General features: G+C 58.9%; 11 protein-coding genes and 2 pseudogenes. 3 read left to right on the top strand and 10 right to left on the bottom strand.

Going from position 1 to position 16,074, the window contains the following annotated elements:
* Positions 1 to 60: 60 nt before the first annotated feature.
* Positions 61 to 1,404 (top strand): annotated as a pseudogene (locus QP803_RS23165) (aldehyde dehydrogenase); the annotation flags it as partial.
* Between the two features lie 636 nt (positions 1,405 to 2,040).
* On the opposite strand, the gene QP803_RS23170 reads toward QP803_RS23165, so the two are convergent.
* From QP803_RS23170 to QP803_RS23190, 5 genes are all read right to left on the bottom strand, one after another.
* On the bottom strand, positions 2,041 to 3,615 hold the full coding sequence (locus QP803_RS23170) for an ISL3 family transposase (protein WP_284948183.1): 1,575 nt from the start codon (positions 3,613 to 3,615) through the stop codon (positions 2,041 to 2,043).
* Positions 3,616 to 4,207: 592 nt separating this feature from the next.
* Entirely contained in the window at positions 4,208 to 5,221 is a 1,014-nt protein-coding gene (locus QP803_RS23175; protein WP_284948184.1) for an ABC transporter permease, read from the bottom strand.
* A gap of 7 nt (positions 5,222 to 5,228) precedes the next feature.
* Complete coding sequence (locus tag QP803_RS23180; RefSeq protein WP_284948185.1) at positions 5,229 to 6,257, bottom strand: ABC transporter permease; 1,029 nt, start codon at positions 6,255 to 6,257, stop codon at positions 5,229 to 5,231.
* Complete coding sequence (locus QP803_RS23185; RefSeq protein WP_284948186.1) at positions 6,250 to 7,743, bottom strand: sugar ABC transporter ATP-binding protein; 1,494 nt, start codon at positions 7,741 to 7,743, stop codon at positions 6,250 to 6,252. Before QP803_RS23185 ends, QP803_RS23180 begins: the two co-directional genes overlap by 8 nt.
* Positions 7,740 to 8,741, bottom strand: a complete 1,002-nt coding sequence (locus QP803_RS23190; RefSeq protein WP_284948187.1) for a substrate-binding domain-containing protein — start codon at positions 8,739 to 8,741, stop codon at positions 7,740 to 7,742. Before QP803_RS23190 ends, QP803_RS23185 begins: the two co-directional genes overlap by 4 nt.
* A gap of 230 nt (positions 8,742 to 8,971) precedes the next feature.
* Here QP803_RS23190 and QP803_RS23195 point away from each other — a divergent pair, with 230 nt between their 5' ends.
* Positions 8,972 to 9,991, top strand: a complete 1,020-nt coding sequence (locus tag QP803_RS23195) for a LacI family DNA-binding transcriptional regulator (protein WP_284948275.1) — start codon at positions 8,972 to 8,974, stop codon at positions 9,989 to 9,991.
* Between the two features lie 42 nt (positions 9,992 to 10,033).
* A complete protein-coding gene (locus tag QP803_RS23200; RefSeq protein WP_284948188.1) occupies positions 10,034 to 10,927 on the top strand; it encodes a sugar phosphate isomerase/epimerase family protein in 894 nt (297 codons plus the stop codon).
* Positions 10,928 to 11,348: 421 nt separating this feature from the next.
* On the opposite strand, the pseudogene QP803_RS24235 reads toward QP803_RS23200, so the two are convergent.
* The 5 genes and pseudogenes from QP803_RS24235 to QP803_RS23225 all read right to left on the bottom strand — a co-directional run.
* A pseudogene (locus tag QP803_RS24235) lies at positions 11,349 to 11,447 on the bottom strand (DDE-type integrase/transposase/recombinase); the annotation flags it as partial.
* Positions 11,448 to 11,582: 135 nt separating this feature from the next.
* Entirely contained in the window at positions 11,583 to 12,254 is a 672-nt protein-coding gene (locus tag QP803_RS23210; protein ID WP_284948276.1) for an IS6 family transposase, read from the bottom strand.
* Between the two features lie 77 nt (positions 12,255 to 12,331).
* Positions 12,332 to 13,330 carry a zinc-dependent alcohol dehydrogenase gene (locus tag QP803_RS23215; protein ID WP_284948189.1) on the bottom strand — a complete coding sequence of 333 codons (999 nt, stop codon included), beginning with the start codon at positions 13,328 to 13,330 and terminating at the stop codon, positions 12,332 to 12,334.
* Between the two features lie 1,183 nt (positions 13,331 to 14,513).
* Positions 14,514 to 14,783: an HU family DNA-binding protein gene (locus QP803_RS23220; RefSeq protein WP_284948190.1), complete on the bottom strand. Its 270-nt coding sequence runs from the start codon at positions 14,781 to 14,783 to the stop codon at positions 14,514 to 14,516.
* Positions 14,784 to 15,264: 481 nt separating this feature from the next.
* Positions 15,265 to 15,903 carry a site-specific integrase gene (locus tag QP803_RS23225; RefSeq protein ID WP_350356119.1) on the bottom strand — a complete coding sequence of 213 codons (639 nt, stop codon included), beginning with the start codon at positions 15,901 to 15,903 and terminating at the stop codon, positions 15,265 to 15,267.
* Positions 15,904 to 16,074: the final 171 nt, after the last annotated feature.

Genomic DNA, 16,074 nt, shown 5'->3' on the forward strand with positions numbered 1-16,074 from the left:
CACGACCAGGGTGGAAACTATTGGACGCTGTTTACCCCTGGAATCTGGGAACTTTTGCACGCTGTTTTACACGCATATGCGGCCTTTTCAAATGGGAAGTGGCCAAGCCTGACCGCTACGGCGCGTGGCCTGCTACTCCACCGCCTCGGTGACCTTATTATGGAGAACGCCGAGAAACTAGCCGACCTGGAGGTTAAGGATAACGGCAAGCTGAAAGCTGAGATGCTCGGGCAGATGAGATACCTGCCGCAGTGGTTCTACTACTACGGTGGACTGGCTGATAAAATTGAAGGCGCTGTTACGCCGATCGATAAGCCCAGCATGTTTCATTATATCACATACGAGCCGCTAGGGGTTGTGGCCGCAATCGCCCCGTGGAACTCGCCCCTCCTGCTCGCTGTTTGGAAAATTGCCCCAGCACTTGCGGCAGGCAACACAGTGGTCGTCAAGCCGTCTGAGTTTTCGTCAGCGTCGACACTGCTCTTCGCTGATCTCGTGCATCAGGCAGGCTTTCCGAGGGGCGTACTGAACGTGGTGACCGGCTTCGGTGCTGATGTCGGCGAGCCTTTGGTGAAGCATCCGCTCGTCGCTCGCGTCGCATTCACAGGGAGCGATATAGGCGGCAGGCGCGTCTACACCAATGCTGCCCAAAATCTAAAGCGTGTCTCACTCGAGCTCGGCGGAAAGTCGGCCAACATCGTTTTCGAGGACGCTGATCTCGACGATGCCGTAAAAGGGGTGGTGTCTGGGATCTTCGCAGCGGCTGGCCAAACGTGCATGGCCGGCTCAAGACTGCTGATACAGCGGTCGATCCATGACGTTTTCGTCGATAAGCTTGTCGTTTTCATGCGCAACGCAAAGCTGGGAAGCCCATTTGACGCCGACACCAATGTCGGTCCGTTATCGACGAAACCGCAGTACGAGAAGGTGCTAAGTTATATTAACATCGCCATCGAGGAGGGTGCGAAATGCGTCCTTGGAGGAAAGCGGTCCGCCAAACCCGAGCTCGAGAATGGCCTTTTCATAGAACCTACGATCTTTATTGGTGTGGCGAATACTATGAGGATCGCACAGGAGGAGGTGTTCGGGCCCGTTTTGGTAGTTATCCCATTCGATAACGAGGATGACGCCGTCTCTATCGCGAACGATACTCAATATGGCCTCGCGGCTGGTGTATGGACTCAGAACCTCGCCCGCGCAGTCAGCATCCCAAAGCGTCTGCAAGCTGGGACGGTATGGGTAAATGCCTATCGCGTGGTCAGCTATATGGCACCTTTCGGGGGTGTAAAGACCTCGGGTATTGGACGCGAAAATGGAATCCGCGCCATCTACGAATACATGGAGTCAAAGAGCGTCTTTATGAACGCTGGAGCCAAAACGGCCAATCCGTTCGTGCTGGGCTAATTACCGATCGTGTCCCACGACGTGGTGTAGGAGGCCGCTAAGAGGCCTGCCGGAGGGACCGCCAAGAGTCTGGCGCAGGCAGGCCGGTTAGTGGCCACCGCAGTAATCTTGGGTAGCAACCATTATGTGCGTTACGGTATCGGCTGCCCGACTCTCCCGTAGATTGCCGGCGGATGAGCCAGCCCTCAAGGAGGCTTCGCGCCGCATTGCGGTGGCCTTCGGCCATCCTTGACCGACGGCTCATCCGCCGCGTCGCGATTACAGGTCGGGACAAGGAACGGTCTCTTATGATCGAACCAGGAACGTTAATTCGACTTGATCAGCTTACGCGCCTGCGGGTCGCGTTTCCTCCCAGGGTGTGCCGCGGGCGATCACGACATTAACGTGAGCGTCCGGTGAGCTGGTTTTGTTTAGGTGCGAAATTAGCACAAGTTACGTCACAGATGATTCGTTTGTGACGTAACAGGGTACGAATGGCCAAGGTTGAGATCCTGACGGGCGCCGAGCGACAACGTCGATGGTCGACAGAACTGAAGCTTTCGATATTGCAGGAAGCATTTTGCGCAGATGGCTGTGTTTCGGCATGGAAAAAGGACCCCCATGGAGGGGTGATCGGCGTCCAAAAGGGGCTCTGACTCACATTTGGTGGATGTTGAGCTCATAGGGGCCAATAACGCGCGCCTGAAGGAGATCGAGCTTCCCTCGGCCATACATCTGGCGTTTGACGAGCTTCAGCTTTGTGATCTGACCCTCGGTCTGTCCGTTTGACCAGGCCGATGTGATCGCAGCGGTGACAGCCGCTTTGTCCCTAAGGACGCCGTTGGCGAACGACATGACGAGGCTCGGTTGCGCTCGCTCTAACCATGGGTCGAGCATGTCCAGGCATCCCTTGCGCACCATCGCTTGAAAACCGGCAACGATCTCGCGTGCTTGCACGAGGAGCGGCACACCGGCCTCGATGGCGGCCACCGTGACCACTTCGGACCGCGACAGCTGATCGCGACTGACGGTCAGCAACCGCGCAATGGTTCGTGCCGCAGGTGTTCGGCTCGGCGCGTTATCTGTTTTGTCCCCTTGGCGCCGACGCGTGGCCCATTCGCTGACGACGCGCATGCAACCGCGAAAACCCTTCTGCTTCAGCAGCCGCCAAAGTGCAGCTGCGTTGCGATCACCAGCGGCCCAGCGCTCGTCAAGCCAAGGCAGATACAGCTCGAGCGAGCTCTCCCGCATGCGGAAGATATCGGAGCGCTGTCCACGCAAGATCCGCCGGACGAGGCCGCGGCTGTATCCGGTTCGGCGCATGATCTCCTTGATCGCGATCCCGTCCTTGGCCAGGCAGAGAATGGCGGCGTTGTCTTCTTCTCGGCGGAGATAGCCTTCGTATTGGATCCGTTCGGCAGCGGTGAGCAGGCTGGGGTTGATCGTGGCCGCGCCGATCACAGAGCGGATCTGACGTATCGACTTTCGGACCGCATCGAGAAAGGCGCGGCTCGCATTTTCCATAAGGTGCCAGCGGTCGGCAACCTGGGTCGCATCGGGCAACGCTTTGGCCGTGGCGAGGGCGTATGCCCCGCCACGATCGCGCGCAACCACTGCGATCTGCGGCTGCTGCGACAGCCATTCCCTTGCTGTCGCGGGCTCACGATCAGGCAGAAGCGCGATCGTTCGCCGCCGCTCCAAATCACAGATCAGCGTTCCGTAGCGGTGATTGCGCCGCCACGCCCAGTCGTCGATCCCGATGACGGTCGGCCGCACAAAAGGCGGACTGCCGCGTCGGCGGATGACCCGCAGCAACGTATCCCTGCTGACCGGCACCATGAGCCGACGCGCAAAGCTGGCCGCCGGTCGGCCGCCCAGTGCCAGACCAAGATGATGGACAATATGATCGAGACGCGCCGTTCTGCGTGCCCACGGGACTAGCACGTCATCGTCGAAGCGCTCGGCGAACACACGCCGCCCGCATAGAACGGTCCGACAATAGAACCGACGCGCTCGCACCCTGAGGCGAACAGGACGCCCAGCGATCGGCAGGTCCGCCAAGCACCGATGATATCGGCTATGAACTCGGCCGGATTGGGTTCCGCACCCAGGACAGACGCTCGCGGTTTGAACGGAGCGCACGGTGATCAGCGCGCTCGCGCTATCGCTCGTGACCTCATCGACGACGAAACCGCGTGGAACGAGAGCAGTGGCGCGAAAAGTTTGGGGCATGGTAGCGAACTCCCTCGATGATCCGAGCCACACAGCACCCCAATTCCATCAAAAGTGAGTCAAAGCCCTTTTTCACGCCGATTGACAAGCGTGAGCCCCGTAAGTTTCATAACTCCGTATAGGATGAGGAGAACTGCCAGGAGCGATTGCGCGACCCAAGTCGCAACGCTAAGAGCGGGGCTGATTTTTGGCACGACAACGGACTTTTTGGGTCGGTCAAATGAATTGTCTAGGGGCATCGACGCTCTCGTTTGTCAATCGGCGTCCAGTGCGCGCGCGATCTCAACCACCCGCTGTTGCGACAGGCTCGGCACCCCATCTCGAACGACTCGGGTTGTGTGAGGAGCACCGCGTGCATCTCGGGACTGCCGTAGCGACCATGATACTGCGTTTTGAGCCGCCGCACCCTGGTCAGCGAGTGCCGATTATTGGCCGCCCGCGCACTCTCCCGGCTGCGACCGCCCAGCCATAAAAGCCTGGCTGAAACCTTGAGCGCGCGGCACATGAGGCACACAGGAAAGGTGGCTTGATGATGGGGCAGCTACCAGAGCGATCAAGGCTTCCAGATAGAGGACGAGTGGCTCGGCCGCCATTACCGAGAACTCCGCGTGCCAATACTTTGAACGCCCATCACGGCAATGAGCGTCACGCCCCAGATTCCCAATGTCAGGTATTCACTGAAACCCAGCAGGTTACAGCCTGAAGAAATGACTTGAAGGACACCGAGCGCGAGTATGATCCCACCAACCTTGCCAAAGCCGCCGAACGGATCGACGCCCCCGAGGACCGCGGCGAGAACTGTGACAAGCAGATAGGATTTGGCGTAGGCCGAGCTCGCCGAATTGAATCTCGCCAACATCAGGCAGGCCGCCAGAAAGCAAAGTATTCCCGACAAGGCGTAAACCTTGATCAGAACCCTCCCAACATTGATGGACGAGTAGCGGGTTGCCTCGGCGTTGGAGCCCGTCATCGCGAGCGCGATACCGAACGCGGTGCGCTTTAGAAGGACGCCAATCACCAAAGCGGCGATCGCCATGATAATAAACGTCAGTGGGATGCCGAAGACCAGGCTGTTTCCGACTGCCCCGTATGCAGAGGGTAATCCAGAGACGACTTTGCCTTGTGTGAGAAGAACACTCGTCCCCTCGACCATTGACTGAACGCCCAGAGTGATAAGGATCGGATGAACCCCGGTCCGAGCGATGAGCAATCCGGTCGCCGCACCGACGGCGAGTCCAACCGCCAGACCGGCCGCCAGGCCGACAGCAACGCCAAGCATGACGGCGGAACCGGACGCCCCAGCCGGGATCAAGGCGCTCATGACGACAACCATGACGAGCCCGCAGGCATTCGCTGTCGCGATGATAGCCAGGTTCAAGCCACCGGATATCATTGGAAGCGCCATCGCCATCGCGAGCAGGGCGAGCTCCGGAAGCTGGAACATCATCGATCGGAGAGTGCCAATCGACAGAAAGCCTGGGATGCCGATCGAGAAAGTCACGAGCAAGATGATAAGCACGATCGAAAGGCCAGGGAGCTTCCCGGGAATACCCCGCGTCAGTTGCTTCATCAGGGTATCGAGACCGAAATGCGTTGGTACGGTCATGGGGCCCTCAGCCACGGGTCGGAGCTTCCAGGTCAATCGCCCGGCTACGGCGCCTGCCCCGGGCGGACATCACCGTGAGACTCGTCGAAATCACGATAACGGCTCCCGTTATGATGCTGAAGCAGTAGGGAGAGATGCCAATCAGATTGAGGCCATTCTGAATCACTGCAAGAAGGAGGATACCGATCACCACTCCGCCGACCGTGCCGACACCGCCACTGAGACTGGCACCGCCCAGGACAGCCGCCGACAGCACCGAGAGCTCGCTCCCATAAAGTGCATTCGGGACACTCTCACCGACACGATGCGCCTGTACAAGGCCCGCAAGCGCCGCCATAAATCCAAGGAATCCATAGGCAAGGTAATGCATCTTCGCGATACTAATGCCGATGCGGCGTGCTGACTCTGGATTGCCACCCATCGCGTAGAGTTGGCGCCCAGCCTTTGTTCGATTGAGCAGCAGCCAGGTGAGAACAATCGCGAGGACCATGACAAGAATGGGCAGAGTGATGCGGATAAGATCACCGTTTGGGGCCGTCGTCTGAAACAAAACAACCCGGTCCGACCACCAGTCCGGCAGATTGTAGATCGAATGACCACCCGTAAAAAACATCAAAAATGCGAAGTAGGTGTTCATCGTTGCGATTGTGATAATAATGGAGGTCACGCGCGCGTAGTGAATAAGCGTCGCATTGATGCAGCCTAGAAGAACGCCAATGAAAAGACCCGCCGGAAGCACGACAATCGCGGGCAGGCCGAATTGGGTTGCCAGCATAGCGGCCACATACTGCGCGACAGATGCAACGGCTGCGAAGGATATGTCGATGCCGCCAGCGATGAGGACCACGAAGACTCCCATGGCCATAATGGCCTGGACGGAATAGCCCTCAAGGAGATCGACGAGGTTCGACAGGGTCAGGAAGGAGGGCGCCACGACGGACAAAGCAGCGCAGACTGCGAGGAGTACTACGATCAACCAATTTTCCGGGCGCGCCCGGAAGGAATGGAACAGCCGGATCGTCGCGGCATTAGGCATAGATCTTCTCCTCCAGCGCATGCTCGGAAATGTCACCCGGAAGATACGAGCCCACTAGTCTGCCACTTCGCATGTGCAATACCCGGTCGCAGGTTGCGAAGATTTCCATAACCTCATCTGAGATAACGATAACCCCGACGCCGCGCTCCGAGAGCGCGCGAATGACGTCGTATATTCCAATCTTGTTCTTGATATCGACGCCAACCGTCGGGCTATCGAGTATCAAGACCTTGGGCGATGTGGCCAGCCAACGGGCGAGGACAACGCGCTGCTGATTGCCACCGGAGAGCGTTGAGATCGGATGGTCCAGACTACCGATTTTAATCGAAAGCTCGTCCACCCAATGCTGAGCGGCAGCATGTCTGCGGCTGGGAGAAATCAACCCTAATCGATTGGAAAGCCGAGGCAGGATTGCGAGATTCGTGTTGTCGGCAATCGATTGCCGGGCATTGATTCCGAGATTCAGTCGATCTTCGGAGACATAGGCGATACCGGCCCGTGTCGCATCCTGATTCGAGTGAAGACGCACAACGTTGCCATTGAGACGTATCCCGCCGCGATCAGGCCTTGTCATGCCAAACAGGGAAAGCGCCAATTCGGTTCGTCCCGCACCGAGGAGGCCGGTAATGCCCAGAACCTCGCCCTTGCGTAGGGTGAATGAAATATCGTCGTATTCGCCCGCCCGCGATAAGCTGGAGACTTCCAGGAGAGGCGGCGCCGCGGACATGTCGCGGGCTGCCATCCGCTGCTCCAAGTCGATCCCGGTCATGAGTTTGGCAATAGCCCTCTGGTCCAGTGCCCCAGCGGGGTAAGTGCCAACCATGCGGCCGTCACGCATGACGGTAACCCGCTGGGCAATCTCGACCACCTCTTCCAGCCGATGGGAAACGAACACCACGGCAATGTTCTGCGCGCTCAGGCGACGAACAATGTCGAGCAGGCGCTCCACCTCGGCCCGTGTCAGCGAGGCTGTCGGTTCATCCATGAAGAGAAGGCGAGCCTGGGCCGCCAGACCGCGGCAGATGGCCACGATCTGGCGCTCGGCGATTGAAAGGGACGACACCAAAGCGCCTAAGGGCAAGGTGAAATGAAGCCGCTTGAGCGTCGCCTCCGCGGTCGTCTTCATCCGGCGCCAGTGGACTGGCCGCGCCAGGCCATCGAGGTTCTCCTGCATCGCGATATTCTCCGCGACCGTCAGGTTCGGGAACAGGGAAAGGTCCTGGAATATGACCTGGATGCCGAGCGCGCGGGCCGCGTTCGGGTCCAAAGGGAGCACCTCGCGGCCTTCGACTTGGATGGAGCCGCCTGGATCGGGCGGATGCACACCCGCAATCGTCTTGATCATCGTCGACTTGCCGCAACCGTTCTCGCCAACCAGGCAATGCACCTCTCCAGGTGCTATGTCCCAGTCAATCGCGTCCAAAGCACGAAAGCCGCCGAACGTCTTGGAGACGCCCGTCAGCCGCAAGAACGGCTGCGCAGTCACAGCCCGAGAGCCACGAGGGAGTCAATCGTCTCCTTGGTGATGGGCTGAATTTTGTTCGCCATAATCACCCGTGTCGTGGGATCGACGGTGACTGCGCCAACCTCCGGCAACACCATTCCATTGGTCACCGATTTTCCGCTCAGGATAAGAGCCCCAATCCTGACGATGGTTTCACCTGCAAGAAGCGGGTTCCAAATATAACCGACGGTAATCGCGCCCGAGCGGATGTACTTCGCGCCCTGCCCCGGCGAGAACGGGCCAACCACGAAGATCTTGCCGATCTTACCGCGATCATCAACCGCACGGGCGCCCCCAATAGGACCCTGCGAACCGAAGGCCAGCACGCCTTTGAGTTTAGGATGGGCGCGGATCTGATCAAGCACCGTGCGATAGCTGTCGTCCAGGCTCTCTCCGACACCAAACCTGCCGCCAACAAGTTCCATCTTCGGGTATTTTGCCTTTTGCAGCGCGACTGCGGCATCCGCACGCATACGATGCTGCGGAACCGTCAGCGAGCCCACGATAATCATGTACTGGCCGACCCCGCCCATTGCCTGAGCCAAGGCCTCAAAATGTCGCACGCCGTCCGCGGCTGGCGTCGTGAACTCCAAATCCCAGTCATTCCCCTGCTGGAGAGGACTCTCATGAGTGATAATCTTGATACCTGCGGCGTGAGCTCTTTGAAACACGGGCACCAGCGCATCCGCATCGTTCGGGACGACCCCAATGACGTCCACTTTACGTGCGATCAGATCCTCAATGGCCGCAACTTGTTGCGCCGCGTCAGCCTGCGTAGGACCAACCATCCAGGCGTCGGTACCGGTCTCGGCGCCAGCTCGCTTGATACCGACTTCCATCGCATTGAACCAAGGAATACCGCCGATCTTGACGACTACGGCGATCTTCTTCTTCGCCGCTTCAGCACGCGCTGATAGGCCGGGCAAGACGAGCAAGCCGCTGCTTGCGGCCAAAGCTAAACCACGTCGTCTGGTGATCATCGCACCCCCCTTTTATTTCATGCAAGCGACTCTCTTGGTCGCCGTAAAACGTTTCACGCCTCGACTAGAGCTGCGATTGGTTCGGCGTGTCAACTCCTTTTTGAAGCCAAAGACGATAGTCAGGATTGCCTATTGCCTCCCAGCGATCGCCTCCTTTAAACGTTTTACAAGATATCGTGTTCTAACGGAGTTGGCTGGTGGTAGAGAGAAAGCGTCCGTCAATTCGCGAGGTGGCGGTCATGGCCGAGGTCTCGGTCGCGACGGTCTCCAACGTTCTCGGCGGTCGCAAGCCCGTTAATCCAGCGCTCGTGGCGCGGGTGGAAGCGGCTGTTAAAGCACTTGGCTATCAAGCCGATCGTGCGGCCTCTCAACTGCGAAGCGGCAAAGCGCGGGTCATCGCGGTTCTTGTGCCATCGCTCGACAACCCATTCTTCACATCGATCATTGCGGGTCTTGAACAGGCCGTGCAGTCCGAGGGGTATGACATCATCGTCGCAAGCTCTAACAATGACGAAAGGACGGAACGCAAGCGCCTTGTGGCTCTGCTATCATGGCGTCCAGCGGGAATTGTGATACTTCCGACCGACGACAAGTTCGGTGCCCGCGACTTGCTTGAGGGAGGGGAGGCGCCCTTTGTGGTCGTCGATCGACTTCCACCTAGACTGGTTGCCGACACCGTCGCTGTCGACAACCAGCAGGCAGCGACCATGGCGTGCGAACACCTCGTTGCCCTTGGACATCGCGATATTCTGGTAGTCGCCTCGACGCTGAAACTGGCTAACATTCGCGCACGACTTTCCGGCATCCGCCGCTGTTTCAAGAAGGCGCATTTACCCGAGCCGGAGCTCGTCGAAGCGGGGTTAACGCTTGAAACAGCGTCTGAGAGACTTGCGACATGGTTCGAAGCAAACGATCGCCCCACCGGGATCATTGCGCTGACCAACTTCACGACCGTCGCCGTCATCGCGTCTTTGGGTCAGCACGGTCTTCGCATCCCAAAGGACGTCTCTCTGGTCGGCTTCGATGACTACATTTGGATGCGAGCGGCGACACCCACGATCACGGCAATACGCCAGCCCGTCGAGCAACTTGGGGCACAGGCCTGGGCCTGTCTTCGTGAGCGGATCGAAGACGGCCGATCGAACAATCGGACCCTACGTCTGCAATGCAGCTTGCAAATACGCGGCTCCACGGCCCGTGCCGCGGAGCTATCGAAAAACCCCCGCATCCGTCCGAAGGCCGTCGCCTGACGGCGTTCGCCGATCGAGTCATCTGAGAAAGGGAGTAAAAACATGAATAAACTTGGGGTTCACGCTTTTGTCTGGACCGAGGGCTGGACGAACAATGATGCAGCCAAAGCAATCGGGCTGACCGCGGAAGCAGGATACGATCTGATCGAGGCCTCGGCGATGGACTTCGGCGCCTTTGATGTCGAATTCACACGAAAAGTGTTGGAGCAGAACGGCCTGGGGGTAACCCTGTCATTCGGACTTGATTCCACTCAAGACGTCTCGTCGGGAGATCCGGCACGCGTGCGGGCGGGCGAACAGCGGCTGATGGATGGCGTGGCGCTCGCCCGCGATATTGGCGCGACCCACGTCTGCGGCATCCTCTACTCGGCGTTCCAAAAATACTCAGTGCCCCCGACACCGGAAGGAATCAAGGGCTCCGTGGACGTCGTCCGCCGGGTTGGCGAAAAGGCCAAGGAGAGCGGCATCACGCTCGGCATGGAAGTGGTCAATCGCTACGAGTCGAACGTCCTCAACACGGCCGCGCAAGCCGTCGAATTCGTCAAGCGGGTATCATTGCCCAACGTAAAAGTGCATCTCGACTGCTACCACATGAACATCGAGGAAGCAGACGTCGCGGCTGCGATACGCGATACGGGGAACAACCTCGGGTATTTCCATACGGGCGACTCTCACCGCGGATATCTAGGCTCGGGATCTATCGACTTTAGCAAGATATTCCGCGCGCTGGTTGCCATCGACTACCAAGGACCAATTACATTCGAGTCGTTCTCGTCGAAAGTCGTCGGACAGCCGTTGGAGGGAATTCTCGGGATCTGGCGCAATCTTTGGGAGGATAGCCGGGACTTGGCGACCCACGCAAAGGCCTATACCGAAGTCCAGTTGAAGTCAGCACGTGAATCAATTGCTAACCCGGGACGCAGCCGATTGAACTAAAAAGCCTTTCGATCATTGCTCTCGCCGCAAACCTCACCCAGGACGACAGACTTCTCCGGAGGCAGGTCAGCGGCGAGGGCAACAACCAATTCATCAATCCAGAGGGGAACGGAGACATCCTGATTATACTTACGCCGGGTCAGGGAAGATCGCTTCTTTCTGCGAAATAGGAGGGCGGTCACGGAATGGGTTGTCACGCTCGAGGCGGAGACGGGCTGGGGGGTTCTGTCAGGTGTCGCGCCGGCATTCTGAAGTTCTACGCGGCACGCACGAGAATCTACGCGTTCTGCATGATGTTGAGCGCAATGGAGGTTGCTTTGGCGAAGCGGGCGCGGCGGAGAGAGGAGGAGACGATCTGGTTGTGACGGCGACGAGGGCGAAGAAGATTGCGGAGTTCCCCATGTTCTCGGCAGAAGCGATCGGCAGCGTCGTGGCTTTTGAAGCCCCGCATACATCGGATCCTGCCTTTGATGCCGCGATGGTCCTGTTCAAGGCGATTATTCAGATAGACACTGGTCCGGTGCTGCACGGTCTTGCCCAGCACAGTGCGGATCGCTCTCGGGTAGGAGCCATGGCCGCTTCGCGCTGGAATACAAAAAGCGGTTCTGTCGCAAATTTCCGGAATTGACACGCGAGGCCGGGGGACGCTCTGGGTTTATCCTGCCAGAGAATAGAATTGCTGCGCCGGACACAGGTTGCCTGTTGTGCGCAACTGGCCTTTCCGAAGCATATGCATGAGCTCGATGCCAGCAAGCGTCATCGCCGCTGACCGGAAGGATTTGAAACCGAGCATTGGTCGCGCCAGGCGTTTGATGGCTCGATGATCTTGTTCGACGATGTTGTTGAGGTATTTGATCTGACGGATCTCAATGGCCGCCCCGAATTCAGCGTTGTGGCTCACAATCGCAGCCGTGTTGGCGCCGCTCTTATCGATCGTGATCTTCTGAGGCGTGCCGCTCCCCTTGATCGCCTTGCGCAAGAACCGCAGGGCGGCTTTGCGATCTCGCTTCGCAGTCAGAAGGAAATCTACCGTGGCTCCGGCCTTATCGACGGCTCGGTACAAGTACTTCCAAGCGCCTTTGACTCGGACATAGGTCTCGTCCATTCGCCAACTGGGACCCACCGGGTGCTTGCGCGGCCGGAACTCCCAATCCAACAGAGGAACATACTTGACCACCCAGCGATTGAGTGTGGCATGGTCCACCTCGACGCCGTGCTCTGCCATCATTTCCTCGAGCTGGCGGTAGCTGATCGGATACGCGACATACCAGCGGACCGCCAATAGGATCACGTCCCGCTCGAAGTGACTGCCCTTGAATTCGATCATCACATGCTCGCCGCTAAAACTCTCGCCGGCAAACATGCGCCAAGCGGATCGGTCGGCCAAATTTGCGACAGAACCTGTTATCCGCCTCCGCAGAGGATAATGCTCTTGAGCCCGTCCACGGCTCCCGCGAGATGACGCACATAGGCGTTCGGGACATCAGACAGTGATATTGTTTCTGCGACAAAAGGCTCAAGTGCGTCGGTCAGCTTCGGTAACATGGCACAGATATCATTGAGATCTGCGTCAGTAAACGCATGCGATCCCAAGAGAGAGAGTTCTCGTTCCACCAACTTGACCGGATCAACAACAGCGGCCGAGCCTGCGATGCCGACAAGGGCGATGCAACCGCAGCCGACAACAGAATCGACGAGTGACAAGAGGACTGCATGGCTGCCCGTTGTCTCCACGGCATAGCGAACGCGCAAAGTGCGGAGAATAGCGAGGCTGATCACCTCCGCACCGGTCGCGGCAGCAACACGTGTGGCGCGTTGCTCATTGCGATCTATGACTTTAACGGGATGGCCCGCCCGGCTCGCCAGCAGGGCGACAAGGCCGCCGATCGGACCGCAACCAGTAATCGCAATCACCGCACCCGCGGTGGGCGTCAGGCGCCGAAGCGCATGCAAAGCAACGGCGAGCGGTTCGGCCATCGCGAGATGGCGATCGGGTACACCGTCGGGCGCTGCCACGACGTTCCGTGCTGGAAGGGTGACTGACTCCGCAAAGCCTCCGTCAATCACTTCACCGAGGAACCCGAGCCGATCGCAGACCTGACCGAAGCCGTCACGGCACGGCGGGCAGTCGCCACAGATACACCGACTATCCACGATCACCCGCTGCCCCACCGAAACATGCGACGGCCCAAAACCGATTGCGCTGACCGTGCCGGTAAATTCATGCCCCGCCACCCAAGGCGCGCGGCTGATCCACGCGCCGGTCTTGAAGTTATGCAGATCGGACCCGCAGATGCCTGCGGCAGTAACCGCGAGTGTCACTTCGCCTGGTTTCGGCGGTTGAGGCGCGTCGATATCTTCGACCCGGAGATCCTGGACCGCGTGTAGCCGGACAGCGCGCATCAACTAGCCCCTCGGATCGGTTTGGTGCGGTTCGCTCACAGTATTGACGTGGAGGGAGAACCCTTCGTCGGTCCTAGTATCCTGGCTGCTGAACGTCATGAGGACGCCGCGGCTTCCTGGTCCCACCTCCCGAAAAGGATTGAGAGTAAAGAAGCAGATGACGATCGCCGCGGCCACGCCGCCGTAGAGGTAGCGGCGATCTATGCCGCAGAATGATCCGGGTCTCATCCCAGAGTCGAAGGGACGATCCCCAAGCAACGGCGTATTAGGAACGCTGGCCATTAGCTTTCGCTCCTTAGGACCCATTCAGCAGTTCTACCATCTTCCTGGAGGTTGTCGCCTCGATCAGGCGGCTCGTCGTCGATTCCACAGTATCTTGGCAGCCAGCCCGAACAGCTCCCACTGCAGGGGCCGGACTGCCGAGACCAGCCACGGGCGACGAAGGCGGCGGGGCAACTCAAAAGAGCACGCCGTGGCAACCCCTTCCCAACAGGGGTTCATAACGCTGATTGTTTGACGCGGAGTCAAAGAATTCATGGATCGACGATGCAATGAGGTTTGGCACCAGACTCGATACAGTTTAAGTTTCTTGAGATCTGGAGGACATCGAACTTGGTCATCGTCAGAGAGGCGATAGGACGGCTTGAACTTCAGGCGCCTTATCATCCCCTGCTACCCATCCGTTCAAAGCAAATCGGTCGGAAATGGATGGGCCCTCAGATCAGCTGGGTCTTTCCTCTCGAGGAGGAGCCGGCGCTTCGCGCGCTCTGCCTCGACATATGGGCCGTCGATGGGTCGCCGGACAGCCTGCAAGACCTGGTGACGCTCCACATCGTCGTCGATGAACAGACCCCCCATTCGGCGGGTGTTCGAGGCCTACGAGGCGCCCGTATACCTTGTCGGGCGAGAGACGCCGCTTCGCTACAAAACCGGAGGGCAGCGCGGCCTGGCCGGGGATTCAGTTCTTGACCGGGAAACCCCGATGCTTCGTGACGCCCAGTATCTGGGCGACGAGCATCCCAAACGGCGCAGAATTCATCATGCGGGACGTGCCAAGACATGCAGTCGCCCGCTTCCAGGCTGCCGTCAGTGCGGCTGGTCGGGTGGGCGTCGAAACACTTGAATGACCGAGCTCGGAATTCGTCCAATCTCACTCAGTCTCGTCGGCGGATTTTAGCGGCGGTCAGACCGCCTTCTTGAGCGTCGGGGACGCTTTGAACCTGACGGTTTTCCCTGCCTTGACCTTGACTGCCTCTCCGTTACGCGGGTTTAGCCCCTTGCGAGCCTTGGTCTTGACGACGCGGAAGGTGCCGAAGCTCGGGAGGGTGAAGCCGCCAGAACGCTTCATCTCCTTGACGATGGCGGCTATCAGATCGGCCGCAGCGCGATTGGCTGCGACGCCAGTTAGCTCTGCCGATTCCTGAAGCACAGAGGCAATAAAAGCCTTCGACACGTCGGATTCCTTTAAGATTTTGTAAACAGACTCTGCCGCACGGTATTCACGTCACAAGCCGCCAGCCGCAGTCCGAGAGAAGACGGTCGGATGACTACGCCGCCTTAGGCAGCTTGCGAACGGCATTCTTGCCAACCAACGGCTTCTTCGTCGTTGAGGGGGTAATTGCCTTTGCGGCCTTGGCCCTTTCGCGCGCTGCCTTAAGGACGTCACGGATGGAGGCAAGTGCGGCCGTGACAACCGCCGCGCGCCTATGGAGAGGGATTGTCTCTGCCGCTTCGTGGAACGCTCGGGTGAGAGTCTTTGTGCCGCGCAAGGCGCGAGTCGCTTGGAGAGCCATGAACGAGCTTTCAATAAATCTATCTCGCATATCGATCATCTTTACCAGACTTGCAAGATCGAATTATTTTGGAGACTTCAATGGCCAATACTTTTTAACGACCTTTTCACTCAACGACATTGAGCGACTACAATGTCTGACTTAGAGCCCGAGCTTCCCGGCCGGACTTGCCGTGTTCAGCTTGGTCCGCCTTACATAGCCGCGCATTGTTGCCAAGCTGCGGTGGCGGGTGTGGCCCATGATCTCTTCATCGGGGACGCCGTTCTTATAAGCGGTCGTCACAAAACCCGCCCGCATTCCGTGTGGCGTGATGGGCTCCCAAATCGTTCCGCTAATCTGAGCTTGGCCCGCGCGCTTTTTTAGAATCTGCCGAATGGCGTCCGGGTCCAGGCGCCCTGAGTGGACAGAGCCCCAGCGGTCTACTTTTCTGAAGATGGGGCCGGAGGAGATTTCCGCCTGTTCGAGCCAAGTCTTCAAAGCGATGACCGGGCAGGTTTGGGAAAATCGCCCATGTGGCAGACCTACCTCGGCGCCGGCACCCTCCTTATCCGTTTTGGAGCGGATGATCAGGAGGCGCATGCCCTCCGGTGTCCATGTCACATGCTCGACATCGAGCCCAACAAGTTCGGACCGGCGCAGGGCACCTGCAAAGCAGACCAGGACGAGAGCCTGATCCCGAAGTCCGGCCATGTCGTCGCTACAGGCCGCGACAAGCTTCTTGATATCTCCAGTCGTCAGCGCCGCCGACCGACGTGGCGGCTCGCCGTGCAGCCGCGCGATCCCACTGAGGGTCTCTCAAATCGCGGGATGGCGAGTGTCCAGGGGCTCGCCGGTCATCCGGTGGGCTCGCGCGATGGCGGCGACGAAGGGTCGAGAGGGCGTAGCCGCGGCCGGCGTCTGCCAGATAGGCACCGACGATCTCAGGCGTTGACGGCATGGGTTCAAGGTTGC

This window comes from Acidisoma sp. PAMC 29798 (genome assembly GCF_030252425.1).
GTDB classification, from domain to species: Bacteria; Pseudomonadota; Alphaproteobacteria; order Acetobacterales; family Acetobacteraceae; genus Acidisoma; species Acidisoma cladoniae.